18 protein-coding genes and 1 pseudogene are annotated in these 24,718 nt (G+C 66.4%); 9 read left to right on the forward strand and 10 right to left on the reverse strand.

The genetic code is table 11. The annotated features are described in order from the left end of the window. Positions 1-51: 51 nt before the first annotated feature. The 3 genes from BN4251_RS15105 to BN4251_RS15115 all read right to left on the reverse strand — a co-directional run bounded on the left by BN4251_RS15105 (position 52) and on the right by BN4251_RS15115 (position 3,895). Entirely contained in the window at positions 52-1,323 is a 1,272-nt protein-coding gene (locus tag BN4251_RS15105; protein WP_087485857.1) for an ABC transporter substrate-binding protein, read from the reverse strand. Between the two features lie 183 nt (positions 1,324-1,506). Continuing rightward, on the reverse strand, positions 1,507-2,841 hold the full coding sequence (locus tag BN4251_RS15110) for an enolase C-terminal domain-like protein (RefSeq protein ID WP_087485858.1): 1,335 nt from the start codon (positions 2,839-2,841) through the stop codon (positions 1,507-1,509). 31 nt (positions 2,842-2,872) lie between these two features. Beyond that, a complete protein-coding gene (locus BN4251_RS15115) occupies positions 2,873-3,895 on the reverse strand; it encodes a LacI family DNA-binding transcriptional regulator (protein ID WP_170931990.1) in 1,023 nt (340 codons plus the stop codon). A gap of 118 nt (positions 3,896-4,013) precedes the next feature. On the opposite strand from BN4251_RS15115, the gene BN4251_RS15120 reads away from it, so the two are divergent. The 4 genes from BN4251_RS15120 to BN4251_RS15135 are packed head-to-tail and all read left to right on the forward strand — an operon-like array spanning position 4,014 to position 8,081. Next, complete coding sequence (locus BN4251_RS15120) at positions 4,014-5,072, forward strand: NAD-dependent epimerase/dehydratase family protein (RefSeq protein WP_212647623.1); 1,059 nt, start codon at positions 4,014-4,016, stop codon at positions 5,070-5,072. Next, positions 5,072-6,223, forward strand: a complete 1,152-nt coding sequence (locus tag BN4251_RS15125; protein WP_245810379.1) for a dihydrodipicolinate synthase family protein — start codon at positions 5,072-5,074, stop codon at positions 6,221-6,223. Before BN4251_RS15120 ends, BN4251_RS15125 begins: the two co-directional genes overlap by 1 nt. Further along, positions 6,211-7,062: an SGNH/GDSL hydrolase family protein gene (locus tag BN4251_RS15130; RefSeq protein ID WP_087485859.1), complete on the forward strand. Its 852-nt coding sequence runs from the start codon at positions 6,211-6,213 to the stop codon at positions 7,060-7,062. The genes BN4251_RS15125 and BN4251_RS15130 overlap by 13 nt, the downstream gene beginning before the upstream one ends. Continuing rightward, positions 7,059-8,081 (forward strand): hydroxyacid dehydrogenase, encoded by a 1,023-nt coding sequence (locus tag BN4251_RS15135; RefSeq protein WP_087485860.1) that lies wholly within the window; start codon positions 7,059-7,061, stop codon positions 8,079-8,081. Before BN4251_RS15130 ends, BN4251_RS15135 begins: the two co-directional genes overlap by 4 nt. A gap of 132 nt (positions 8,082-8,213) precedes the next feature. On the opposite strand, the pseudogene BN4251_RS19035 reads toward BN4251_RS15135, so the two are convergent. Then, a pseudogene (locus tag BN4251_RS19035) lies at positions 8,214-8,636 on the reverse strand (DUF6198 family protein); the annotation flags it as partial. Positions 8,637-9,025: 389 nt separating this feature from the next. Here BN4251_RS19035 and BN4251_RS15145 point away from each other — a divergent pair. From BN4251_RS15145 to wecC, 3 genes are all read left to right on the forward strand, one after another. After that, positions 9,026-11,422 (forward strand): polysaccharide lyase family 8 super-sandwich domain-containing protein, encoded by a 2,397-nt coding sequence (locus tag BN4251_RS15145; protein ID WP_170931991.1) that lies wholly within the window; start codon positions 9,026-9,028, stop codon positions 11,420-11,422. Between the two features lie 119 nt (positions 11,423-11,541). Beyond that, a complete protein-coding gene (locus BN4251_RS15150) occupies positions 11,542-12,456 on the forward strand; it encodes an alpha/beta hydrolase (RefSeq protein ID WP_087485863.1) in 915 nt (304 codons plus the stop codon). A 58-nt stretch (positions 12,457-12,514) separates the two neighbouring features. Further along, positions 12,515-13,783 (forward strand): UDP-N-acetyl-D-mannosamine dehydrogenase, encoded by a 1,269-nt coding sequence (gene wecC, locus BN4251_RS15155; protein WP_087485864.1) that lies wholly within the window; start codon positions 12,515-12,517, stop codon positions 13,781-13,783. 12 nt (positions 13,784-13,795) lie between these two features. Here wecC and BN4251_RS15160 read toward each other — a convergent pair whose 3' ends face one another. Further along, a complete protein-coding gene (locus BN4251_RS15160; protein WP_140398458.1) occupies positions 13,796-14,515 on the reverse strand; it encodes a DUF6270 domain-containing protein in 720 nt (239 codons plus the stop codon). A gap of 218 nt (positions 14,516-14,733) precedes the next feature. On the opposite strand from BN4251_RS15160, the gene BN4251_RS18365 reads away from it, so the two are divergent. Both BN4251_RS18365 and BN4251_RS18370 read left to right on the forward strand, forming a co-directional pair. Further along, positions 14,734-16,134 (forward strand): hypothetical protein, encoded by a 1,401-nt coding sequence (locus BN4251_RS18365; protein ID WP_087485866.1) that lies wholly within the window; start codon positions 14,734-14,736, stop codon positions 16,132-16,134. Positions 16,135-16,181: 47 nt separating this feature from the next. Further along, positions 16,182-16,739, forward strand: coding sequence for an ATP-grasp domain-containing protein (locus tag BN4251_RS18370; RefSeq protein WP_087485867.1), 558 nt, complete (start codon positions 16,182-16,184; stop codon positions 16,737-16,739). 22 nt (positions 16,740-16,761) lie between these two features. Here the strand turns inward: BN4251_RS18370 and BN4251_RS15175 are convergent, their stop codons facing one another. The 5 genes from BN4251_RS15175 to BN4251_RS15190 form a co-directional block, all read right to left on the reverse strand. Next, entirely contained in the window at positions 16,762-18,048 is a 1,287-nt protein-coding gene (locus BN4251_RS15175; RefSeq protein ID WP_087485868.1) for an ISL3 family transposase, read from the reverse strand. A gap of 43 nt (positions 18,049-18,091) precedes the next feature. Next, positions 18,092-18,595 carry a hypothetical protein gene (locus BN4251_RS18085; protein ID WP_140398460.1) on the reverse strand — a complete coding sequence of 168 codons (504 nt, stop codon included), beginning with the start codon at positions 18,593-18,595 and terminating at the stop codon, positions 18,092-18,094. Positions 18,596-18,828: 233 nt separating this feature from the next. Continuing rightward, on the reverse strand, positions 18,829-20,727 hold the full coding sequence (locus BN4251_RS15180) for a class I SAM-dependent methyltransferase (RefSeq protein ID WP_087485869.1): 1,899 nt from the start codon (positions 20,725-20,727) through the stop codon (positions 18,829-18,831). Beyond that, positions 20,724-23,234, reverse strand: a complete 2,511-nt coding sequence (locus BN4251_RS15185; protein WP_087485870.1) for a glycosyltransferase family 2 protein — start codon at positions 23,232-23,234, stop codon at positions 20,724-20,726. Before BN4251_RS15185 ends, BN4251_RS15180 begins: the two co-directional genes overlap by 4 nt. A gap of 9 nt (positions 23,235-23,243) precedes the next feature. Next, positions 23,244-24,701, reverse strand: coding sequence for a glycosyltransferase (locus BN4251_RS15190; protein WP_087485871.1), 1,458 nt, complete (start codon positions 24,699-24,701; stop codon positions 23,244-23,246). Positions 24,702-24,718: the final 17 nt, after the last annotated feature.

Here is a 24,718-nt window from a genome sequence, read left to right on the forward strand (position 1 = left end):
TGCTCGGCGCCGGGCACGCGGTGCTCACGTGCCCGGCTCGGATGGGGCGTCTCAGCCGCGCTCGAGCAGCTCGTTGACCGCGGATTCCATGGTGTCCAGCGCCGCCTGCGGGTCCTTCCCCTGCAGCAGCACGGCCTGGATCTCGGGCTTCATCACGTCGATGATCTCCCTGGCCTGGGGATGGATGATCCCGGCGTTGACCACGTCGAGGTACTGCTCGAACTCGGAGACCTGCTCATCATCGTCGTGGACGCCGGTGACATCGGTGCGCGGCGGGTAGTACGTGAAGTCCGAAGCCACGAACTCGATGAAGTCCGGTTCGGTGAGGTGATGGACCCATGCGGCCGCCGCCTCCGGCGACTCGGTGGTGTTGAAGATCGACAGCGCACCGACGGAGCCGATGGCGACCTGCTCCTTGTGCGTCAGCGGCGGCAGCACGGTCAGCGGGTCCTTGAGGATCTGGCGCACCTGGCCGATGTTCGAACCCATGCTGTACACGACCTTGCCCTGCGCCATGTCAGTCTGCTCGAAGGGCAGGGTGACGCTGATCGGCTCCTTCGGTGCCCAGCCGTTGTCCACGATCTCCTTGATGAACTCGAGTGCCTCGAGTCCTTCCGCGGTGTTGAACGCCGCAGTGCTCAGGTCATCGCTGAGCACGTTGCCGCCCGCCTGCCACAGGTACATGTAGTAGCTGTGGTTCAAGGTGCCGTCGCCGTGGTACTCGAGCAGGAAGTAATCCTTCTCCTTCGCCGCTTCACCGACGGCACGCAGCTCGTCCCAGGTGGTGGGCCCCTCCATGCCGAGCTCGTCGAGGATCTTCTGGTTGGCGAAGGTCTGCGAGGCCTGCATGAGCACGGGGGCCGCGTACAGAGTGTCCTCGTAGGTCATCGCCTCGAGGGAGGCGGGGACGAAGGCGCTGTCCCAGTCCTCGCGCAGGTCGTCGAGGCTGACCAGCAGGTCCTCCTCGGCGAAGCGTGGCACGAAGTCGGGGTTGAAGTAGACGACGTCCGGAGCGTTCCCGCCGCTGATGGCGGTGGTCAGCTGCTCCTCGCGGTTCGCCCAGGGCTGCTGGACGACCTCGACCTCGACGTTGGGGTACTTCTCCTTGAACGACTCGACGAACGGGGCGTAGGACTCGGCGCTCGCGGTCTCTGCCAGCGGGTAGATCCACATGACGATCGAGCCGCTGAGCTCCTCGGAGCTCTCCGGCGGGGCCTCGGCGGTATCACCGCCGCCGCTCCCGCCGCAGGCGGCGAGTCCGAGCGCGGCGGCACTGACGGCACCGGCACCGAGGGCACTGCGGCGCGAGATTCTGTCGACCATGTCTCCTCCTTGAAACAGGTGGGTCGCCGACGGGGGTCGGCGGGGGTCCCGGGTCGTGCGGCCAGTGGTGGCCGTCGTTGTGCAGCTGCGCTGCGGGCACCGGGCCCGAGCACGACGGCAAACGATTTCTATACGCTAGCCCGCCATGTGACCCAGGTCAACATCCGGTGGGTCACGAGAGGATCAAGCCCGGTGCGGGAGGGCCGTCAGGCCGAGTCCTCCCGGGTGCCAGGCCACGTGACCGTCCTGCACGATGACGGCCTCGGGCCGCCTCGCGGCCAGCTCGGCGTTGGCCCCCGGGGCGTATTGGCGGCTGTTGTACTCGACCCCTGGCCAGGAGACCGGCAGCACCGCGGCGAGGCCGAGGGAGTGCTCGAGGGCGAGGTCCACCGCGGTGAGGTCCTGGATGGCGACGCGGAGACCGGCGGTGCTCGCGAGCGCCTGGGTGATCATCGCGTGGCTCTGCCCCTTGGCCGCCTTGACCACGACGCCGGACCATCCCTGCTCCGCGAGCGTGGCCAGCTGGGACAGCCTGCTGTATCCCTCGTCGAGCAGCACCGGGATCCGGGCGGACACCCTGCGCAGCTGATCCGGATCCGGCTCCTCGTCCCGCGGGATCGGCTGCTCGAGATAGTCGATCGCGCTCAGCACCTCCGGCCCCTCGCGCGCGAGCGCATCGAGCAGCCCGGAGAGCGCGGGCAGGGCGTAGGACTCGTTGGGGTCGAGGGAGAGTCGCAGGTCAGGGCGCAGCGGGGCGGCGAGGCGGTGCACGGCGCGCAGGTGCTCGAGGTCCGCCCGGGCATCGCCGGTGAGCTTGAGCTTCAGATGGTGCACCCCGTCGGCCCGGATCCAGTCCTCGAGATCGCGCACTCCGGAGCCCGCCGCACCCGCCGCGAGCGGGTCCCCGACGCCGAGAGCGTGCTGCACCGGCAGCGCGCGGCGAGGCCGGCGCAGAGTGTCTGCGGGGTAGAGCCCCACCCCGAGCGCTCCGTGGCGGCTGAGGTCCTCGCGCAAGTGCTCCTTCGTGTACATCGAGGTCAGCGGGATCTCGGCGGCCCGGGACCAGGCGTCGTGGAGGGCGTTGTCGACCGGCCCGAGGGCGAGCAGCCCAGCCAGGCGCGGCATGCTCTCGATGCCGGCGCTGCGGGCTGCTTCCGCGAGCGTCGCGTCGAGCTGCTCGTACAGCGGGTGCCAGAGCACGAAGGGATCGCCGAACCCCGGCGTCGCCGAGCGTGCGGCGAGCTCGCTCACCAGGTCCCGCAGCACCTGGTCTCGTGCGCCCAGTTCGATCCCGGAGCGGGGCCAGGACCAGGGGACCGAGAGGATCCCCGCCCCCACCCCCGTGGCGGTGCGCCCGCTCCTCGAGACGACCTCCAGGTGCACGGTGACCGCGGTGAAGTGGGTCATCGGGCGGCCACTGATCACGAAGGGCGGCTCGAGCTCGACGTCCCGGAAGCGGACCTCCGCCTCCGTCACCCGGATGTCGCTGCTGCGCCCCTGCGGGGCCTGCTCGTCCATCGCTCCTCCTCCGATCCCGCTGTGCACGCGCTCAGGAGCTGCGGGCGGGCCCGGTCGATTCGCGCACCACCAGCTCGACGCCGAGGCGGCGCTCGATGGCGGCCTCGCCGTCGGCGGCGTGCGGGCGCATCGCGAGATCCAGGGCGCCCATCCCCATCTCCCGCAGCGGCAGGCGCACGGTGGTCAGCGAGGGCGAGAGGTCACGGGAGACGGCGATATCGTTGAAGCCGGCCACGGAGACGTCCCCGGGCACGCTGCGGCCGTGGTCGCGCAACTGGGCGAGTGCCCCCATGGCCATCTGGTCGGCGGAGCCGATCAGGGCGGTGAGACCGGGATGGTCGCGCAGCAGTGCGCCGGCGGCGTGGTAGCCCTCGTCTCGGTTCGGCGGGCCGTGGTGGACGATGAGTCGTGCCCCGACCTCGTCGAACGCCTCCTTCAGCCCCTCGTAGCGCTCCCGGCTGGAGCTCAGCGCCTCCGGCCCCGAGATCAGGGCGACCTCACGGTGGCCGAGTCCGGCGAGATAGCGGCCGAGCAGTCGGCCGCCTCCACGGTTGTCCACCAGGACCCGATCCATTTCGACCACGGGGGTGCCGATGCCCACCACGTGCCCGCCCGCGGCGCGGAAGGACGTCACGCGGGTCGCGATCCCCTTGCGGTACTCCTCGTCGCTGAGCCCCGACCCGGCGATGATCACGGAGTGCGCACGATGGGCCTGCAGCATCCGGAAGTACCCCAGCTCGCGCTCCGGATCTCGCTCCGTGTGACAGATGGTGACCAGCAGGTTCTGCGCTGTGGCGCGTTCGTGGATCCCGTTGACGATCTCGGAGAAGTACGGGTCGCCCACGTCGCCCACGAGCACCCCGATGGTCCCGGTGTTGCCGCGCAGCAGCCCCTGCGCCTGGGCGTTGGGGACGTAGTCGAGCTCCTTCGCGGCGGCCAGAACGCGTTCTCTCAGCTCGTCGACCACCGGGTACGTGCTCCCCGAGAGCACGCGGGAGGCCGTCGGAACGGAGACACCGGCGCGCTGTGCCACGACTTTGAGGGTCACTGCCATGGCCGGAGGATACCCGGGACGCCCGCAGCCTTGACGGCGGAACGGGTGCGGCATACAGTCCCACCTACGGGGAAACCCTTTTCTCACCCCGTTCACACCCCCGACGTGAGGACGATCAGTGTCGACCGCGATCACAGCCAGCGCTGCCCCCCTGACCGCCCCGGCCGATGAGCAGGCCCTGGACGAGCTCCTCTCCCGGCCGCTGCCCGGCGTGGGCCAGGCTCTCGACGCGCTCGGAGGGGACATCGTGCTGCTCGGGGCCGGGGGCAAGATCGGCCCCACGATGTCCCTGATGGCGCGTCGCGCGCTGGACGAGGTGGGCTCCTCCGCCCGGGTCATCGCGGTCTCGCGCTTCTCTGACCCCGCCTCACGGGAGCTGCTCGAACAGGCCGGGGTGGTCGTCCATCCCGCGGACCTCTCACGCTCCGAGTCCTACGCAGAGCTGCCGGATGCCGCCGGTATGTTCTACCTGGCGGCGATGAAGTTCGGCACCACCGGTCAGGAGCATCAGACCTGGTGGTCCAATGCGGCAATGCCCGCCCTCGTGGCCGACAGGTACCGCGGTGTGCCGTCGGTCGTCTACTCCACCGGGAACGTCTACCCGCTGTCCCCGCTCACCCGGGGAGGCTCCACAGAGCAGGATGAACCGGCGCCCGTCGGCGAGTACGCGCAGTCCTGCCTGGCCCGCGAGCGCCTGTTCAGCTACGCGTCCCACACCTGGGGCACGCCCGTGTCGATCTTCCGGCTGAACTATGCCTGCGAGCTGCGCTACGGCGTGATCGCCGACATCGCCGAGAAGATCGCGGCCGGCCAGCCGGTCGATGTCACGATGCCGGCGGTCAACGTCGCCTGGCAGGGGGACATCAACGCCTGGGCGCTGCGGTCGATCGAGCTGGCCTCCGCTCCCCCGCGGCTGCTCAACGCCACGGGCCCCGAGACGGTCTCGGTGCGGCGCCTGGCGCACTGGCTCGGCGAGGAGATGGGGATCGAGCCGGTGATAGTCGGCGAGGAGTCCGCCGACGCCCTGCTGAGCGACTCCTCCGAGATCCATGAGCTGTACGGCTATCCGTCGGTGCCGCTGCGCCGCCTGGTGCGCTGGGTGGGTGGCTGGGTCGCACGAGGTGGGCGTCAGCTCGGCAAGGCGACCAAGTTCCAGCAGCGGGAGGGGAAGTTCTGATGACCGATCTCGAGGATCGCGCCACCCGGCCGCCCGCGTCGTCGCACCCCGCCGCAGCTCCGGCGAGCGCGCCCGCCTCGCTGCACGAGCGGCTGGATGCGGGCGTGGTGGTGCCCGCTCATCCGCTCGCGCTCGATGATTCCTCGCGCCTGGATCCTGCGGCCCAGCGCGCGCTGACCCGCTACCAGCTGGATGCCGGGGCGCACGGCCTCGCCGTGGGCGTGCACTCCACGCAGTTCGAGCTGCACGACGACCCCGGCCTGCTGCGCACGGTGTGGGAGCTGGCAGCACGCACGGCCTACGAGCACGCGGCGGCGCCGAGCACCTCGGGCCCAGGGGCCGACGGGACCGCGGCGAGCGCTCCCCTGCTCATCGCCGGGCTGGTCGGCGACACGGCGCAGGCCGTGCACGAGGCGGAGGTCGCCCGCGACCTCGGGTACCAGGCGGTGCTCATGAGCCCGTGGGGCATGGCCGATCGCAGCGAGCCGCGGCTGCTCGAGCGCGCCGCCGCCGTGGGCGAGGTGCTGCCCACCATCGGCTTCTACCTGCAGGACAGCGTGGGCGGGATGCCGCTGTCGCGATCCTTCTGGCGCGCGCTGTTCGATCTCGACTCGGTGGTGGCGGTGAAGACCGCGCCGTTCAACCGGTATCGGACCAATGACGTGATGCAGGAGCTGCTGGTCCATGACCGGTGGGACCAGGTGGCGGTGCTCACCGGCAACGACGATGCGATCGTCACCGATCTGCTGACCCCGTACCGCCGCAGCGTCGGCGGGGTGCAGCGGCAGGTGCGGGCGCGCGGCGGCCTGCTCGGCCAGTGGGCCGTGGGCACCCGCGCCGCCGTCGACCTCGTGGCGCGGGCGAACGCCGAGGCGGAGTCCGGGGCGATCACCCCGGACCTCCTCGCCCAGGCTGCCGATCTGGTCGAGATCAACGCCGGGGTGTTCGACGTGCTCCACGACTTCGCCGGGTGCGTGCCGGGGATCAACGAGGTGCTCCGCCAGCAGGGCCTGCTGCGCACCACGAGGTGCCTGGGCCCCGATGTCCTCTCCCCCGGGCAGTCCGAGCTGATCCGCTCGCTCCGGGAGCGCTTCCCGGTGCTGTTCGACGAGGAGTTCATCGCCGAGGGGCTCTCCCGATGGCTGGACTGATCACCGAGCTCGTGGGGTGGGGGTCCTCCTCCATGGCGCTGCTGGCGCCGGCGATGGAGGCGGTGCTGGCCCCGTGCGGTGTGCGCTTCCACGATCAGGGCCGCGGCGGTGAGACCTCCCATCACACCGCCGCCCGCCTCGGGGCGATCCCGCTGGAGGTCTCCGTCGAGGGCGGCCGCCTGCCGAGCGCCGGGACGGTGCGCCTCGAGCCCACCGCGCTGGATCTGGTCGCGCACTTCCTGCGACCCTTCGCCGGTGAGGTGGCCGGTGTGCCCGCCGTGGTGCACGGCACCGAGGAGGGAATCTTCCTCACGCGCCTTCGCCCCGGGGATCCGGTCGCCGTCTCCGGGGACCCTTTCGTGCCCTCGAGCGGCAGCGCGCTGCGCGGCACCGATACTCTGCTGTGGATGGGCAAGAACGATCTGCTGCGCGGGCAGGACGCCGCAGGTGTGGTGGAGCGGATCATCGCCTCCGCCCGTCACCTCGAGCAGGCAGGGGCGCGGGTCGTGGTGATCGGCCAGTTCGTGAACAACGGCGCGGAGCCTGCCGTGCGGGAGAAGGTGCTCGCCGTGAACGCCGCGTGCCAGGAGCACTTCGGTGCGGCGCACCTGGAGGTGCAGGAGTTCCTCACCTCGGCCGCTCTCGCGGAGCGCACAGGCATCCCGCCCACCCCGGCCGATCTGCGAGCCCGCGCCGACGGCGAGAAGCCGCCGTCGCTCTCCACCGATCCGGGACACTTCAACCAGCTCGGCAACGTCGCGATCGCCGGCCATCTTCGTGCCGGCCTGCAGGGTCTCGGCCTGCTCGAGAACCCCGGCCCCGAGAGGAAGACCTCATGACCGCCGCTCTCCCCTCCCCCCGCGTGTACGTGGCGATCACGCCGCGCGAGCTCGCCGTCCTCTACGACGCGCCCACCCTGGCGCGCCTGCGCGCGGTGGCCGAGGTGGTCCTCGCCCCCGAGACGGGCGAGGAGCGCGCGGCGGTGCCCGAGGGGATCGCCGACGAGTACGACGTCCTCATCACCTCCTGGAGCACGGCGCCTTTCGCACCAGCCCAGCTGGTCGGCTCGCGCCTACAGCTGGCCGTGCACACCGCCGGCACCCTCCGCGGCCTTTTCCCGAAGGAGGTGCTCTCGCAGGGTGTGCGCCTGGCCCAGGGCGGCTCGGCACCGATGGCCGCTGCGGTGGCGGAGCTGGCCCTCACGCTGACCCTGGTGCTGCTGCGGGACCTGCACTCGATGGACCGGCGACTGCAGGCCACCCGGGACTGGCACGAGGGCGGCTCCGGCCGGCTCACCCACGGGATCCGCGCCCAGAGAATCGGCATCGTGGGGCTCTCCCGGGTGGGCCGGGAGTACGCCTCCATGGTGCGCGGCCTGGGCGTGCAGGACGTCCTGGCGCATGACCCCTTCACGACTCCGGCCGAGGCCGAGGAGATGGGCGTCGAGCTGGTGGACCTCGCGCAGCTGTGCGAGCGCAGCGACGTGCTGGCGATCCATGCCCCGGTGACCGACGAGACCCGGGGGATGCTCGATGCGGGCCTGCTGGCCCGGCTGCGGGACGGAGCGATCGTGGTGAACACCGCCCGCTCCGCGGTGATCGACATGGAGGCGCTCACCGCCGAGCTGGTCTCGGGGCGGCTCCGCGCGGGCCTGGACGTGTTCGACATCGAACCGCTCCCCGCCGACTCCCCGCTCTACGGGCTCGAGAACGCGGTGCTCACCCCGCACGTGGCCGGAGGCACCGTGGAGGCGCGCCTGGCGCAGGGCGCCGGAGTGGTGGACGAGGTGACGGCGTTCCTCGCCGGCACGCCCATGCAGTACGAGGTCACCGAGGAGGTCTACGACCGCCTGTCCTGAACGCTCAGGCGATGCTCGCAGGGGCGGCGTCCTCGGCGAGCGCGACCGCCTTCTCGACCGAGCGCACGGGCTCGAGCACCCGCAGCACCAGCTGCACCACCAGCCCCACGCCCAGCGCCGCGGCCCGAACCGGGCCACCAGCTCGGTGCTGAGGGTGAGGAGCAGCCCCTCCCCCGCGAGCGGCGTGGCCTTGGCCTTGACCTGGAAGACCACACCGATGCCCACGATGACGATGCCGCACACGGCGAGCAGCCACTGCTGCCAGTAGGTGGAGGCGGTGACGTCACGCAGCAGCCACAGCGCCGCGTCGTTGAGCACGCCGAAGGCGATCACCACGGGGATCTGCAGCAGCTGCAGCGGCGGGAACCGCCGGCGCAGGATCGCGACCTGCACACCGACGAACACGAGGTTCAGCAGGATCATCAGCGCGCCCACGGACAGCGGGGTGAGCAGGCTCAGCACGTAGGGCAAGCTCGAGATCGGTGTGGTGCCCAGGGCGCTGCGGATCGAGAAGGCGATACCGAGGGACATCAGGCTCAGCCCGAGCAGCAGCATCAGGTAGCGCAGCGCCCGCTCGATCACGCGATTCCTGCTGAGCACCGAGCCTCCGGTCTCGCCGGCGCCGGCGAGATGACGGCGCACGAAAGCACCGGAGCGCGCCGGTGGAAAAGTTTTGTCACTTGTGAATGTATCGGTCGTGGATCGGCACGATTCAGCGAGACCGGTCACCTCGGGGGCTCGAGGTTGGCCGCGCCCGCTCTTGTCCGCTGGCGAACAAGCACGGCCGGAAACGGCTCACCGGCGCCGGCGGGAAGGGAGTGAGTGCCGCCGCTTCCCTGCTCACCGACTGAACACGCCAGGGCATCAGCTCGTTAGTCTGGTTGCGGATGACCGCTGGGGAGCTCCCTGCTCCGGGAGGTGACCTGCTGACTCGAGAGGATGCGATGCGCGAAGCGAGCGGGACGCGGGACGCGATCCCTCGCAGAGCATTCCTCGCCGGCGCAGGGGCCGTGACCGCGATCGGCGCCGTGCTGATTCCGGCTGCCCCTTCCCACACCCCCTTGGTCGAGTGGCCCGTCGATCTCCGTGAGCGTTGGATCGAGATGATCACGGCGCGGTCCAGGATCGACGTCGCCCAGCCTCGGGTGCGCACTCATCTCGAGGCGATGGACTCTGAGGTGCGCACCTACCTCGACAGCGCCGCTGACGCCGCGGACGGCACGGGCATCTTCGCGCGATTCCCCGTCGACGGCGAGGACTCGGGCGCCTTCTCGAACTCTGCGACCTGGCTCGCGTCGATGGCGCGGGCGTGGGCGACACCTGGCTCCGAGTTCTCCGACAGCCAGCAGGTGCTCGAGACCGTCCTCGACGGCACCGAACAATTGCTCGCCTACGGGTACCACGAAGGCGCAGAGACCTACGACAACTGGTGGGACTGGGAGATCGGAGCCGCACGGCCCCTGGCCGATCTGATGTGCCTGCTGCGCGACGAGCTCCCCGGATCCGTGCTGCAGGACGCCGGCGCCGCGATCCGCTACTTCAACCCGGATCCCACCTACAGCGAGCTCATGAACTATCCGACCACCGCGTCCAATCGCGTGAGCGCGGTGCGCAGCGCTCTCGTCGCCGCGATCGCGGAGGATGACACCGCCCGGATCCGCGAGTGCGTGGGCATCCTTCCTTCCACGTGGGAGATCGTGGACCGACTGGACGGCTTCTACGCCGACGGCGGTTTCATCCAGCACATCGACATCCCCTACACCGGCAACTACGGCTCCGACCTGCTGCGGAACCTCGCCCCGATGCTCTCCCTGCTGCATGGGACCGATTACGACGTCGAGGGCCGCGAACAGGTATGGGACCTGATCGACTCGGCGTTCCTGCCGGTGATGGTCAACGGCCATGTTCTCGACGGTGTGCGCGGCCGCGCAGTGGGGCGAATGCGATCCAACGGCTCTGTGATCGGGCGGGGCCTGGTGGGAGCTATCGCCGAGATCGCTCGTACGGCGCCTCCGGCGAGATCCCAGCACTGGTTCGATCTGATCGGCTGGTGGGCGTCCGAGAATCCGACGGTGGATCTGCTGGCCGGCGGCGATCTGCCCGGAGCGGCGGCGCTCCAGCCCATCGCCGAGCGCCGGGTGAAGGAGGTGGAGGGCCCGCCCTCGACGTACTTCGCGTCCATGGACAGGCTCGTGCATCGCGCCGGCAGCTGGACTGCTGCGGTCTCGATGTGCAGCGATCGCATCGCCGCCTTCGAAGGCACCGAGGCGGAGAACTCCTGGGGGCTGCTGACAGGGAACTCGATGCGCTACCTGTTCATCGGCGATGATCCTGCACCGTTCGACGACTACTTCTGGGCGACTCTGGACTACAGCCGCCCACCGGGCACCACCAATCATCGAGTCGCATTCGAACCGATGGTCACCCGAGGCGGGACGGACAACGTCCCGGACAGCGAATGGGCGGGAGGGCTCCTCGACGGGCAGCTCAGCGTGACGGCGATGCATCAGCCCGGGCTCGACGACGAGGCCCCCGGATGCCGGCGATTCTCCGTCGCGGGACCGGACTCGATCGTGGAGCTGGTCAGCGACATCCACAGCGACTTCCACGCCTTCACCACGGTCGAGAACCGGATGTTCCCCGAGGGAGCTCCCGCGACCCTCGTCGTCGACGGCGAGGAGATCCACGACCCCACGACCTTGCCCGATGCCCGCTGGGCTCACATCCAGGAGGTCGGCGGATACGTGCTCCTCCGACCGGGCACCGTGACAGCAGGGGTGACCCGTCGCGTGGGCAGCACCGTCCGTGTGGAGCGCGACGTCGAGGCGATACCCCGGGGCCAGCGGGTGGATCGGGAGTGGGCCGCGCTCGACCTGCACCACTCCGGGCCGGAGGGGGCGGCCTGGATGCTCCTGCCGGCCGCTTCCCTGGAGGCGACGCGCGACCTGGCCGACCAGCTCCTCGCCGGTGAGCACCCCACCCAGGTGGTGCGCAACGACGGCACGGCGCAGATCGTCTCCCTCGGTCCCGCTTCGCGGGCAGCGGCGGTCTGGAAGCCAGTCATGTTCGACGCTGCGGACGGCGTGCGGGTCGACTGCTCCCAGCCGCTGCTCATCTCCATCGCGCAGGAGGAAGGTCGGATCTCGCTCCGCCTCACCGAGCCGACGCAGAAGCTCCGCCAGATCACGGTGACGCTGAGCGGGACGTGGAGCCTGGACGAGGTCGAGGAGATCAGCACGGGGAACGTCACGGTGCGGGACACCGGGAGCGGGACCCGCGTGAGCGCGCGCACCCAGAGCCGGGGCGGCCGGGCGTTCACTGTGCATCTGCGCACCGCCTAGCACCCGTTTCCGGATATGTGTCCAACTCGATGATGCTGCACAGCGTGCACCCGATTAGCATGGGTGAAATTCTCAAGCTTTCCCGCTAGGGGAGCACACACGTCGACTCCGAGGACCTGATGGCCAACTCTCGTTACCCGCGGGTGAACCCCAAGAGCGGACTCCAGGAGGAGTGGGACGACCACTTCCAGGTGCCCTCGGTGAAACAGCGGTCCATCAGCTCGCTCCGCTTCAACGGGCAGTCCACTGCGGTGCACACCGTTCCCCTGGCGAATGGTCTCACGCTCGACTTCTATGCACGGCTGGGAGCGGCGGACGAGCTGGCGGTGACCTTCCACGGCGCATACCGCAAGGACAAGTACCTCTACCCGCGTTTCGAGCGGGTGCAGTCCCTCGAGAAGCTCTTCCCTGCGCACATCGCCTTCGCCGATCCGACCCTTCGCATGGACCGGTCCAAGTCGATGCTGCTCAGCTGGTATCTCGGCGGCCCCGGCTGGGACCCGATGGACGACATCTTCAAGGTGATCGCGCGGGCGAAAGGCCGTTCGGGCGCCAAGCACGTCGTGTTCATCGGGGGCTCCGGAGGCGGGCACACCGCACTGCGCCTGTCCGCGCACTTCCCTGGGTCCCTCGCCTACGTCCAGGCGCCGGCGACCGACATCCATCGCTGCTTCCCCACCGCGAAGAAGAACTACTTCTCCACGGTGTGGCCGGGCTGGGATCCCGAGAAGCTCCTCGACGCATTCCCCGAGCGCTTCAACATGCCTGCTCTGTACAGGCGGCGCCCGATGGACAACTTCGTCTACTACGCGCAGAGCACCCGCGATCCCCACTACCTGGACACCCATTTCGAGCCGTTCCGCGCAGCCCTCGGTGCCACCCCGACGGGCGAGGAGGAGCCTCGCGGCAAGCGCTGGCTGGCTCTGTACGAGGGGCAGAAGGAGGGTCACGGCGCGATGACTCCCCCGGAGTTCCGCGAGCATCTCGCACGAGCTCTGACATGGTGGCGAGCTCGCCGCCCCGCTGCCCGCTGACCTCTCCCCCACTCCCGATCCCTTTCCCGACACCGCTGACCCACCCGAGGAGCACCCCATGATGGCGACCAACCCGCTCGATTCCGTGAGCGTCATCGGCCTCGGATACATCGGTCTGCCCACCGCCGCAGTGCTCGCCCAGGCCGGCAAGCGGGTGATCGGTGTCGACCTCAACGAGTCGGTGGTCGGCGCGGTCAATGAGGGGCGGGTCCCGTTCGTCGAGGAGGGGCTCGAGACCGTCGTCGCCGGAACGGTGGCTCGCGAGCGGCTGAGCGCGCAGGTCACCGTTCCGCCGGCGGACGCGTACATCGTCGCCGTGCCGACCCCCTTCAAGGACGGCCACACTGCGGACCTCACCTACATCGAATCGGCCGCCGGTTCGATCGCCGAGCAGCTCCAGGGCGGTGAGCTGATCGTTCTGGAGTCGACGTCCCCTCCCGGCACCACCGAGCGCATGGCCGAGGTGATCCTCGAGAAGCGCCCGGACCTCACCGCGGACCCGGGACTGCCCTCCTCCGTGTACTTCTCCCATGCCCCGGAGCGCGTGCTCCCGGGCAGGATCATGATCGAGATGGTCGAGAACGACCGCATCGTCGGCGGCACCACCACGGAGGCCTCCGAGCTGACCCGTGACCTGTACGCCTCGTTCTGCCGCGGTGAGCTGCTGCTCACCGACGCTCGGACCGCCGAGATGGCCAAACTGACCGAGAACGCGTTCCGCGACGTGAACATCGCGTTCGCCAACGAGCTCTCCCTGATCTCCGACCAGCTGGACATCGACGTCTGGGAGCTGATCGACCTCGCGAACCATCACCCGCGAGTGAACATCCTCCAGCCCGGTCCCGGTGTGGGTGGCCACTGCATCGCCGTGGATCCCTGGTTCATCGTGGCCGCGGCGCCGGAGACGTCTCGGCTCATCAGCACGGCACGCCAGGTCAACGATTCGAAGCCCGACGCTGTGCTCCAGAAGACGCTCGAGATCGCGGAGCGTTTCAAGGCCCCGCGCATCGCCGCGCTCGGCATCGCGTTCAAGGCGAACATCGACGACCTCCGCCAGTCACCCAGCCGTACCATCGTGGGCAACCTCGCCGAGAAGCTCTCCGAGGGGACCGTGCTCGTGGTGGAGCCGAACATCGATGAGCTGCCGTCCGAGCTCGCGGAGCGCTCGAACGTCGAGCTGAGTGAGCTCGACAACGCCCTGGAGCAGGCGGACATCGTGCTCCTGCTCGTCGATCACGCACCGTTCAAGGCCGTCGATCCCGAGAGCCTGCGCAGCAAGATCGTGCTGGACACCAAGGGGATCTGGAACAGCCGCGGCCGCGCGTGAGGCAGCCGCTCCTCAGAGCAGCTCGGTGATCGCGCGCAGCTGCGCCCGGTAGGTCTCGGGGACGTAGTGGAAGTAGGCGGGGCCCCACTTGTGCCCGGTGTCCGCGATCGCGTCCTCCTGGCGCACTCGCGCCACCTTGAACCCTTCGCGCTCCGCTTCATCCCAGTAGCGCAGCACCTTCTCGTTGAACCACTCGGGGGTCATGCTGGAATCGGTCTTCATCCGCTCGCCGTTCTGGTCCACGGTGGCCCACGGAGTCGCGTTGATGATCACCTTGCCGCGCAGGTCGACCTCGCGGAGGGTGTCGACGAGCTTGTAGAGCGCCCACTTCCACTGGCGAAGATGCTCATCGGTGCCGAAGGTGTACGAACCTCCCAGCGCATCGGGCTGCACCCCTGCGCGCCGGGGCACGCCATTGCGCGTGATCATCCCTCCGGACCTGACCTTCTGAACTCCCACGCGCTCGATCATCAAGTCCCAGACCATGACGTCGATCTCGGCCGCGTTCTCGGCCAGGTGGGTCGGCAGGGTGCTGGCGATGTCGCCGCGCACCATGCGCCGCTGGAAGGTTCCTTCAATACCGGCAGTATCGAACAGCTTCGCGTCAGCGGGACGATACGCGCTGATCAGCGATTGCCGAGCGATGTAGCTGTGCAGTTCAAGACCGTAATCCTCGTAGTGGTCGACAGCATCTCTGCTGGTGCACCCACCGTAGATGAACACTTTGTGCATCACTCGAGCCTATCCCCCTGCAGAGCACTATGTGCGTGATCGCCTCGCGGGGTCCACAGAACAGATCGTGCGATGCGAGACCTCCCAGCGAACTACTATCGTCCACGGGCCGTCGAGAGGGGGTCCGCACCCTGCCGGGTGCATGCGGCTCCACCGCTGCCCGGCCACCACACCGCCTTCCCGGCATCGCACCGACGGTCACGACTCGAGGAGCCCCCGTGAGAAACAGCGAGATCCAGTCCTGGCCCGATCTCAGCCAGCCCTTCTTCAGCCTCTCCAACAGCCTCTGGGCGCTCGTCCCTCTCGAGGCGTGGCGGAGGGGGCTCGAGGTGACGCTGCGCCCCAACGCCCGGTACACGATCTCCGACGGGGAGTCGCGCCGCACCTTCTGGCAGACCCGTCTCACCAGTCCCACGCAGGACGCGATCGCGAAGGCGAGCGGCGACAAGCAGGGCACTCGCGAGAGCCTGCTGGCTGCGGGCCTCCCCGCGCCGAGAGGTCGCGCGTTCCGCGGGGCGATCGACACCACGGAGGTGCTCGAGTACGCGAAAGAGCTCGGCTTCCCCGTGTGCTTGAAGCCCAACGCGTGGGCGAAGGGCCGCGGCGTGTATCCGCGACTGGAGAGCATCGTGGAACTCTCCTCTGCGCTCGATCATCTGGTGGGTGAGCTCGGCTGCGACGATCTGGTGCTTGAACAGCACATCCGCGGCGATGCCCTGCGCGTCTCCGTAGCCGGTGGGCGGGTCGTCGCGGTGACGCTCGCAGAACCTGGGAACGTCGTGGGTGACGGGGCCTCGACCATCCAGCAGCTGATCGACGCCAAGAACAGCGCGCGCGACGGCAACCCGCACCTGCGCAACCATCGCCTGCGCCTGGATGAGCAATCCCTGCGGGTCCTCCAGGCATCGGGGCTCAGCAAGAGCTCCGTCCCGTCAGAGGGGCAGGTGGTCTACCTGAGGGAGGCCGCGAACCTGGCGCAGGGCGGCGACAGCTGGGATCTCACCGACTCGCTGCCGAAGGAGATCAAGCAGATCGCGATCGACGCGGTCACCGCGACCCGGGGGCTCGCCCACGCCGGCGTGGACCTGCTGGTGGAGGATGCGACGCGCGCAGACTCCCCTGCCTTCATCAATGAGCTCAACCCCTCGGCCGGGCTGGGCGGGCACATGTATCCGGGCAAGGGTGAGCAGCGCGACGTCCCCTCCGCCATCGTGGACCAGTACTTCCCGGGGTCGGCCCGACTTCCGGGCTCGGACAGCTGGTACTTCCCGCTCGACCAGGTGAATCGCCTGCTGGTGTCGCGGTCCGCAGCGGCTGTCGAGATTCCCCCGATGCCCACCCTTCGCACGCCGGCATGGAACGTGCTCCGGCTCGATGGTGCCGCAGACCGCCTCCCGGCGCTCCGCTCGTCGCTGCTGGGGCGTTTGAACCGTACCGCCGTGCACGGCCAGCTGGGCCGCGTCCGAGACGGGCACTTCGAGATCGCGATCGCAGGCGAGGGGCAGGCGGTCGACGCTGCCGCGAAGCTGATCCGACGCGAAGCGGTCGCCGCAGACGCGCGGATTCGGGTCGCCTCTCGAGCACAGTTCCCCGTCGCCATCGGGATGCGGCTGGCGTAGCCCTCCCGCACACCCACGACCCTCACGAACAACCAGGAGCCCCGCACGTGGACGTCACCCACCTCGAATACATCCTCGATCAGCTGAGCGAGCGACGACGCAACGTCTACGGCCAGGACTCGAGCACCACCATCATGGGGAACTGGATCCGGGCGGTCGAAGAGGTGGGGATCCCCCACACGATCCGGCACAACAAGAAGGGGCACCCCTTCGTCGAGATGCATCGGGCCGATGGCACGCGCCTCGCCTACATCCACACGCGGCTTCTGCCGAGCTGCCCGAAGGCGAGCTCCGCGATCTGCAACGACAAGATCGCGACGAACGAGATCCTCGAGGCTAAGGGGGTGCGCATCCCATGGTCCCGCACATACACCGAGGACGAGGCCGCACGTGCCCGCAAGGAGGCCTTCGCAGCGCATCCCGAGGTGGTGGTGAAGGCTCATTCGCTCACCCTCGGTGTCGGCGTCTATCTCAACGTGCGCGAGGCGAACTTCGAGGAGACATTCCGCGAGTGCATCGCCCTGCAGAAGCGGCGTGGCCATGAGGCCAAGGTGATCGTGCAGGAGATGGTGCGCGGATTCGAGGCTCTTCGCGGTTCGTGGTGAATGACCCTGCTGTAGCGGGTATTCACGCTACGGTTCTCGCGGCGCTGGCTAACAGGATACGGGTCCGGTAGTTCTCCGCGTTACGGAAGCCGCGGCCGGTGCGTTTGATGTTCTTGATGCCGGTGTTCGCTGCCTCGACTCGGGCGGTGGTCGCGCCGGTGACGATGAGGACCTCGATCGCGTCCCACCAGGTCACGACGGTGTCGTAGAGCTTGGTCGCCTCGGGCATGTTCGCGAGCTGGGCGAAGTAGCCCATCCGCATCCGTTCGTCCCAGGCCTGGGCGAGGGTGTCGGTGGCCAGCAAGCGGCGGAGCTGCTCCTTGATGCCCCAGGCGGCCGAGAGCTCGTCGGTGGGGTCATCGGTGCGGAACACCGACTCCAACCGCTCCCAGGCCCGTGGAGTGAGGGTGTCAGCGCCGCGTAGCAGCAGCATCCGGTGGGCCCAGGCCGGGTCGTCCTTGCGGCCGCGACGACCGCGATGGGTGCGGGCTAGGCGTTGACGGACGGTGGTGACCATGTCGTTTCCGAGCTTGACGAGGTGGAACTTGTCGACCGAGACCGCAACGCGGGGCAGGTAGGTCCGCAGTGCTTTGCGGAACGCGGCCGAGGGATCGATGGCGACGATCTCGATCCGCTCCCGCCAGAGCTCGGAGCGCTGGGCGAGCCAGTCGCCGACGGCGGTGGAGTCCCGGCCGTCGACGATACCGAGGACCTGCCCGGTGGAGAGGTCGACCAGGGTCGTCATCCAGGGCTCGAACCGTCTCCAGGCACCGTCGTCGGTGCGGAACCAGCGCACCGACCGGTAGCGGTGCTCATCGATGCCCAGGCGCGTCACTGACACGTCCTCGGCGGTGGGCAGGACCACGGCGGCAGCCGCCAGCGCGGCCTGGACCAGCCACCACGAGACGCCATGGGCCCGGGCGACTTCCGAGGCTGCCCGGCCAGAGGTGATCACCGCGGAGACGACCTGATCCCGCAGCCGGGTCGTCGAGCGCGCGCGGTGCGGGACCTGGTCGGTCGCTTCCCAGAACGTGCGCCGGGCGCAGGCCGACTCGAGGCAGAACCAGCGCCGCTTGGCCCACACCACCGCCATCGCCCCGGCCACGGGCACGTCTCGCACCTTCTGGGATCGGCGGGAGTGGGCCTTGGTCGCGAGCACCCCGCACGACGGACAGCCCGGCGGCTCGATGGATTCGATCACCACCCGCCGGCCTCCATCGGGCAGGTCGATCGCGTCGATGACGCGGTAGTCGGGCAGGTTGAAGATCGTGCTCGCAGCATCTCGCTGCGAACCCGTATTCTCATGCACAGGCTCGTGGTCCTCTGGGATGTGGCTGTCTAGACAACACCCATCACAGCAGGACCACGGGTCGTTCTACGCCAGCGACGCGACGCTCTCCTTCACCACGAGCCGCGAAGAGCCGCATAACGTGGTCCTTGTAGAGCCGGTCAACAAGAAGGGGAGAAATGTTTCCATTCTTGACATTATTGGTCCATGAATATTCAGTACCAATGATAAGCTCGGGCATTGGGGTGAAGTTTGCGATCCGCGCAAACAACTGCTCGAGCAGGGATTCGGTCCTCTTTGATGCGACTGTATTGATAACAATCTGCTCGAACCCATTGAGCACCTCGACATTGCCATTAACTTCACTGTAGTGAAAGATCTCCACGGGGTGCCTACGAGAAATCTCACGAAGAGCAGTAAAGTTGACGAGGCTCAGCCTCAGAGTCGAGTTCGGTCGCGCAAGAAAATCGGGCGATGTGTAGTATCTCGTGTCGAAACTGACTTCAGGGTCAGCGACGTAGAGCTTGTGGATGGCATCCTCGAAGTGGACGACGGCGGTTCTCTTCATTACTTCTCCTCTGACATGTGCGTCCTGCACATTAGGATCATCCCTACATGTCCAAGTAGGTAACTAAACTACTCGCTAGGGAACTAGACAAGTGAACCTTCTTCCATCCAAGACGACTTCAGTATAGGTCGGGACGGCGCTAGGCAGCTTGCTACATACGGAGCCAGCGCCAATCGCATATATCGACACGACCGTTGGGCAGAGCTCACTTGCCGTCCCGGTTGGAACACAAACTACATTCTTCGCCGCATTACTCCGGTCCGCATAAGGTCGCTATCGACACGTTCAAATCCTTCCAGTTCTTCAGTCCACTTCCTGAGGATCTCCTGCTCGGCGGGACGATGGGTATCGTCCAGAAGGACGAGGCAGCTCCCTGAGAGTAGATGCTCTAGAACAGGAAGTGCGGGCATTCTCGCTTCGTCTCCAGTTGACTCCGGAGGACCATCAACTACGAGAACATCAAAGGGGCCTTCGAGACTCTCGATGACGTCAAGGTCATACCAACTAAATGACTCTCCGCCAATCTCCATCGGGCGCAGAGCGGCGTGATGAACAGTCACCACTTCCTGCAACCCGTGCGTTTCAACTAGCTCCCGCGTCTTCTGCGCGAACGAGCGATCATGCTCAAGCGAGACCACCTGGGCGCCCACTCGTTCAGCAAATGTCCCGATCCAAACGCTCGAGGACCCACTGCCGACTTCTAGAATCTTTTTTGGACGCTCCCGCTCTATATAGTCAGACAAGAACAAGATGGTGTCTGCCGGGAGCGCCCACCATCCCAACGGCGGATATCTACGCGTAACGGTATCCACCCGTGGAAGCAATTGAGCAAGTGCCTCTACCTGACGCACAACGTCAATAGACTGGCGCTTGGCAAACCGTTCGAGCCTTCCAGTCTGCGCCTGAATGAGGGCTCTATTGGTGGATTCGATCGCTCGAGTCATCTGAGTCAACAGAGTGGACTCCCCAGATGTCGTCTCGACGACCGACTCCGGTTCCGCATTTTCAACCACTGCAGAGCTGTCGCCAGAAGCACGCGTCTCCACGAGAGACGAAATCTTCTCTTCGAAGCTGCGGAGCCGGCCGTCCAGACTCGCCTCTGCTTGAGCAGATGCCTCTTCGAATGCGGACTCCTTGTTGGCCGCGCGCTCCAGCGCATCTGAAACAAACGTACTAAGGTTGTCCACACCCGCCGCCAACTGTGCTACGTCGCCAGTCAGTTCTGTGCGAACGTGCTGCAGATCCGCGGCAAGATCGCTATCAATTCGCGAAAGCTCTGAGCGCTCCTTCATAAGGTCCGCAAGAACTGCGGAATGCAACGCCGCCACTTGGTCTGCGTGGTCCAGTCCCGCAGTCTCCACCGCAGCAAGAACTCGTCGCTCCGCGGCAGTAAATCGGTCGAGCGCAGTTTGGATACTTCCGTCGCGACGGAGGAAGTTGTGCATCTTCTTCACGGCTACGTTCGCGGCTTCGACGTTGGTCGTGGCTTCAGAGATTGACTTGCTCTGGGCTGCCAGAGCACGCTGGAGAGCATCTGCGCGCACCTGGCTATCACGATTCTCACTTCGGAGAAGATTCAAAATCTTCCGCTCACGCGACTCGATAGCTTCCGTCGTTCCGGAAATCTTGCGTACATGCGAGGCGAGTGAACGAATCTCTTCCAACTTTACCCCAGAAGCCAAGCTCTTCTCTAGGAGATCGCCCACGCCTTCCCGGGTCTCTCGCTGGGCGACCATGATCTCAGCTAGCCGTTTGCGAGAAGTGTGGAACTCAGAACGCAGTACATTCTGCATCTTCCGCTGGTGTGCTTCTAGTTCAAAATCTTGCTGCCGAACAGCGTCCAGCAGCTCACGCAGGGAGTTGAACTCGTCGGAAAATCTCTTATCGAGCGATTTCAATTCGCGGATGATTCGATTCGTCCCGAGAACTCTCTCTGCGCGAAGTTGTCGCGCGTTGAGGAGCCAACCCAGTACAGTCGCACCAAATACTAGGACGAAGGTGGCCAAGAAAACTATGAACAGACTGAATCGAGGTTCGCCAATTGCGGCAGCCAGCGCAATTATCGCGACGAGCGACACCGAAACGGACACGCCACCAATCGCTAGCAGCCCCTTAAGATCCAATTTCATCATGCCGTCAGCCTTCCGGTTTTTCTTGCATCCACTTGTTCAGCAATGAACTTGACGAAAGGTTCTGAGGAGAATCTTTCCCGCACAAACTCCACCCCCCGCTCAGCAATGCCATCTTCGCGCGCCGATTCGCTCAAAAGTTTCCGATAAGTCAGAACCGCATCTTGCGGATCCACCCCTATGACCGCGTTACCGAAGACTCTTTCATACCTTGGTGAACAGAGCACCGGGGTCCCCGCTGCGAGGGCTTCAATGATCGCCCGGTCCCGAGATGCACCACGGGAGCGCCGATCAAAGTGGAACACCACGTGCACAGATCTCCAGAAGTGAATCGGATCGTGTTCAACGTTCCTAAAGGTGGTCCAAGTCGGGGGAAGTCGACGCAACCCGAGGAGTGCCTGTCCTCCGGCAGAATCCCCAAGGATCCGCACGTCAACAGCGGGATCCGTGAGGTATGCGGCTTGTGTCTCGTCGGGCTCAGGCCAGTCGGACACGAACTGGCCGTTTCCACGACCCACGACGAGGCCGAGTTCGTTCGCTTGCCTTACGGGCCGAGCAAAATATCGTTCTGAGACAACGAGTGGGTAGTCAAGGTCAAGGCAGTCAACGTTGAATCGTCGGCTGAAATCCTCGGCCTCAAGACCTTCCTCGAGGACCCACGAGCCCTCCACGCCGGTGAGTCTTCTTGCTGCCCGTCCGACTCGGCTGGGGTCATAGGTCCTCCACTCATCCGTCCGATCGTGTGGCCGATCTGTAGCTATGAAAAGGAGTCGTTCTACCTGCAGAGCCATCTCGGTGGATCTCGCATAGTCAATGACTGCAGGATCTCGCACGATCATCAGGCGCACGAGGATGTCTTCATCCGGCATGACCTGAGTGACGACACCACCATTGATCCAAGCCTGGACTATGGGATTCAGTGCGCGCGGCGAGATCGCGACACTGAACGGGGAGTCCAGGTGGAGAATTCCCACGTTAGCGCCAGCCTCGATCACGGCTCCGATCTCATCGATCGCAGCGCGTTCCAGCTCACCGTTCGCACGCCAATCCGCCACGAAACAGACATCCAGCGCGTCAGCGGTCGCTTCCTGACCAGAGATCTTGCGGGGTGCCGTGAACGGACTGACTTGCGCCCTGCCTGTGGCCAGCGCTTCCAGATGGCCGTCCTTCTGCCCATGCCACGCTCGGTAGGCGCTAGAGAAGGCAAGACGGTGCGGCGCCGTCCATCCGTGCCTAAAGTCTGCTCGCGAGAGAGAACCATGAGAGAGCCGGGTCATATACAGCGGGTCGCTGAGCTCTTCGACCGCTCCGCCGGTGTGGAGCATCAGGCGCTCCCTGAACTCGCTGTCCGCACCCTTTCGCATCGGGAGATAGCCGCCCATCGCCACGGCGTCGTCGCGCCGGAACATCAGACTCACTTCACATCGCCGTTGCGGCAAGAACCCGACCGCGGTCCGCACCAGTCGGTCATCAGTCCTATTCGCTGCGGCGACCACACCGGCAAGGTCTTGCCGGCCATGGAAGGCGCGTAGTTGCTTCTCGATGCGCTGCGGATGCGACCAGTCATCCGTGTCCTGGCCTGTGACGTACTCCCCCTCGGCCTCCTGGATGCCGGCGTTACGTGCCAGATACGTCCCGCCGTTCTGCGGCATGCGGATGACTCGTACTCGATGATCCATGGCCCGAAGCTCATCGAAGAGCGTAGTAGGAACCTCCGTCGAGTGATCATCAACGACGAGGAGTTCGATATTGCGCCACGTCTGATTCACGATGGACCGTACCGAAGTCAGGAGCTCTGCAGGCTGAGGATTGAACGTGGTGAGGATGACCGACACAAGTGGGCAGTCATCCGCCAACGAGTCGCCGCCGGACGTCCGTTCCGCCGCGGCATCCGCCTGGCTGAGTTCGGCGGGAGGGGTCCTCGTGGTGAGGCCGTCAAACGGCACTTCTGCACCGGGGGACACGTCGATCTCGGCGAGCCCATGGGCGCGAAAGACTTCATTGAACTTGTCCAGCCAGAGATCGCTTCCCTGCCCGTCGCCGCGTACGTAGGGGTTCAGGAGGTCTGCCTCGAAATACCCATGGTAGAGCTGCGCTAGGTCGCTATCCGCTGCCAGAACCTTCTCGGCATCCTCGAACCGCCCGTTCCAGAAGAGTAACTCGAAGTAGAGGCTCCTCAGCGGTATCGTCGCCGAGGTCTTGGGCGCTTCTGGCACAGAATGATCCATCGCCTTAAGGGCGAGGTCGTGCTGATACTCGAGCGCGGGGCGAACTGCAACGATGCGAAACAAGCGCGCCAAGTAGAGCGAGTCGTACCCATCGAACCGCGACGCGTCAACGTCATCCACGACCTGGGCGTAGGTCTTGGTGCCACTGGATGCGAGGTGTGCGAATATCTCCAGGGCAAGCATCGACTCCGACGAGATCGCCCATCGGTCGGCACGCCAGCCGAATAGCCGGAAGTAGGCGGCTTCTTCCGCGTTGACTATGAGCTCACTGCCCTCACTCATGCGCACACCTCATTCTTCCTCTGGGCGACTCGGAACTCCTGAGCCAATTGTGGTCGCATTGACCGGCCACTTCGACCGCTCCACCATCTCGTGGAGAGCCTGGGCCGCCTCCGCAGCTCCTCGAGGCGCGTCGATGTTGGACAAAGACGACATGAGCTCTTCTCGAACACCGCGGGTGGTGATGCTCGCCAGAGCGTCCCGGAGCTCGGTGATGCTCTTTGCTGTCAGAACCAGGCCCTTCTCGGCGAGCAGCCTCGCCCGGCGCTCCTGATCATCAGTCACCGTTGCCAGGTCCGGTACGAGAATGGTGGGGATACCAAGAGCAACGGCTTCCTGGGACGAGTTGTACCCAGCAGCGGAGACGACGAAATCGAACGCGCGCACCAGCGGCATCACCGGGTACACCTCGATCTGCTCAGCATGCGGGGAGCCAGATCCCGCCGCAGCGAGCGGGGACACCACCTGTACGGGCGTTGTCCCCGGGCACAACTCGCGAACCAGCTCAGGGACATCCACACTGCCAGACCCATCGCCATCGATAGCCTGCCGTCCCACGCTGACGAGGGCGTAGGCGCCCGCCGGGTCAAGGCCGAGCTTCTCGCATGCCTCCGTACGTGTGAGCAGATCTGATCGTGAGGTACGCACGATGGGACCCACGTGAAGTGGAGAGACACCCGGGCCGGCGTCAATGTCTTCGGAACCAGCGAAGTCCCCCGGAACGATTACTTCGTCAGCAACTTTGAAAACGTCGTGCCTCTGTCGAGACGTTCGGTCCTTCTCCTCTTTCCACATGCCGCGCTGGACCCAGATGAGGGGGATATCGTTCGCACGGCACACATCGGTGAGCCCCGAGTACACCCACGTGCCGTCGAAAACGACCGCTCGCGGACAGCGCTCCTCGACGAGACGACGGAAATAAGATCGGAAGACCCGGTTCCAGCGGTGTGGACGTTCCTGCGTTGCGTCGCTCGAGGGGAAATAGTGCACCGTCAGGCCTGGCGCCCGCACCTGCTCGTAGGCCTTGGACAGGGTGAGCAGTTCGTAACGGTAGCCGTCAGGCAGCTGCTCGGCGACAGCAAGCAGTCGCGTGACATGCCCCAGCCCGGCCCCATTACTCGTCACAAAGAGCACATCGATCTGATCGGATGGCTCGGTATGGATGAATCCTGCTGTTCCCGAGACCTGAATCTGTCGAAGGGCGTCTTCGATTCTGGCCAAGGATCGTGCCTGGCGCTTCACCTGGCGCGCTTGCTCTGCCTGTGCCGTGGAGATCTTCGTGGTGAGGGTTCTGCGCGCTTTCTGCTCGTCGTCCTGGCGCTTCTTGCGCTCCTCCCGAGAAGCGCGCAGCGCCTGCACAGCGATGTCCCTCTGGCGAACCGCCGCGTACGCTGTCACTGCCCACCCCGCACAGACCAGTACCGCTCCCGCCGTGTCGGTGATCGACGAGGAGTCGAGGACAAGCAGCACAAGTCCAGTCACGAAAA

The organism is Brachybacterium massiliense (assembly GCF_900184245.1).
Taxonomy (GTDB): domain Bacteria; phylum Actinomycetota; class Actinomycetes; order Actinomycetales; family Dermabacteraceae; genus Brachybacterium; species Brachybacterium massiliense.

Coding starts and splice junctions, on each gene's coding strand:
- BN4251_RS18085 (WP_140398460.1), bottom strand. CDS start 18,595: ATGAAGAGAACCGCCGTCGTCCACTTCGAGGATGCCATCCACAAGCTC.
- BN4251_RS15185 (WP_087485870.1), bottom strand. CDS start 23,234: ATGAGTGAGGGCAGTGAGCTCATAGTCAACGCGGAAGAAGCCGCCTAC.
- BN4251_RS15180 (WP_087485869.1), bottom strand. CDS start 20,727: ATGATGAAATTGGATCTTAAGGGGCTGCTAGCGATTGGTGGCGTGTCC.
- BN4251_RS15150 (WP_087485863.1), top strand. CDS start 11,542: ATGGCCAACTCTCGTTACCCGCGGGTGAACCCCAAGAGCGGACTCCAG.
- BN4251_RS15110 (WP_087485858.1), bottom strand. CDS start 2,841: ATGGACGAGCAGGCCCCGCAGGGGCGCAGCAGCGACATCCGGGTGACG.
- BN4251_RS15135 (WP_087485860.1), top strand. CDS start 7,059: ATGACCGCCGCTCTCCCCTCCCCCCGCGTGTACGTGGCGATCACGCCG.
- BN4251_RS15160 (WP_140398458.1), bottom strand. CDS start 14,515: ATGCACAAAGTGTTCATCTACGGTGGGTGCACCAGCAGAGATGCTGTC.
- BN4251_RS15115 (WP_170931990.1), bottom strand. CDS start 3,895: ATGGCAGTGACCCTCAAAGTCGTGGCACAGCGCGCCGGTGTCTCCGTT.
- BN4251_RS15125 (WP_245810379.1), top strand. CDS start 5,072: ATGACCGATCTCGAGGATCGCGCCACCCGGCCGCCCGCGTCGTCGCAC.
- BN4251_RS15105 (WP_087485857.1), bottom strand. CDS start 1,323: ATGGTCGACAGAATCTCGCGCCGCAGTGCCCTCGGTGCCGGTGCCGTC.
- BN4251_RS15145 (WP_170931991.1), top strand. CDS start 9,026: ATGCGCGAAGCGAGCGGGACGCGGGACGCGATCCCTCGCAGAGCATTC.
- BN4251_RS15130 (WP_087485859.1), top strand. CDS start 6,211: ATGGCTGGACTGATCACCGAGCTCGTGGGGTGGGGGTCCTCCTCCATG.
- wecC (WP_087485864.1), top strand. CDS start 12,515: ATGATGGCGACCAACCCGCTCGATTCCGTGAGCGTCATCGGCCTCGGA.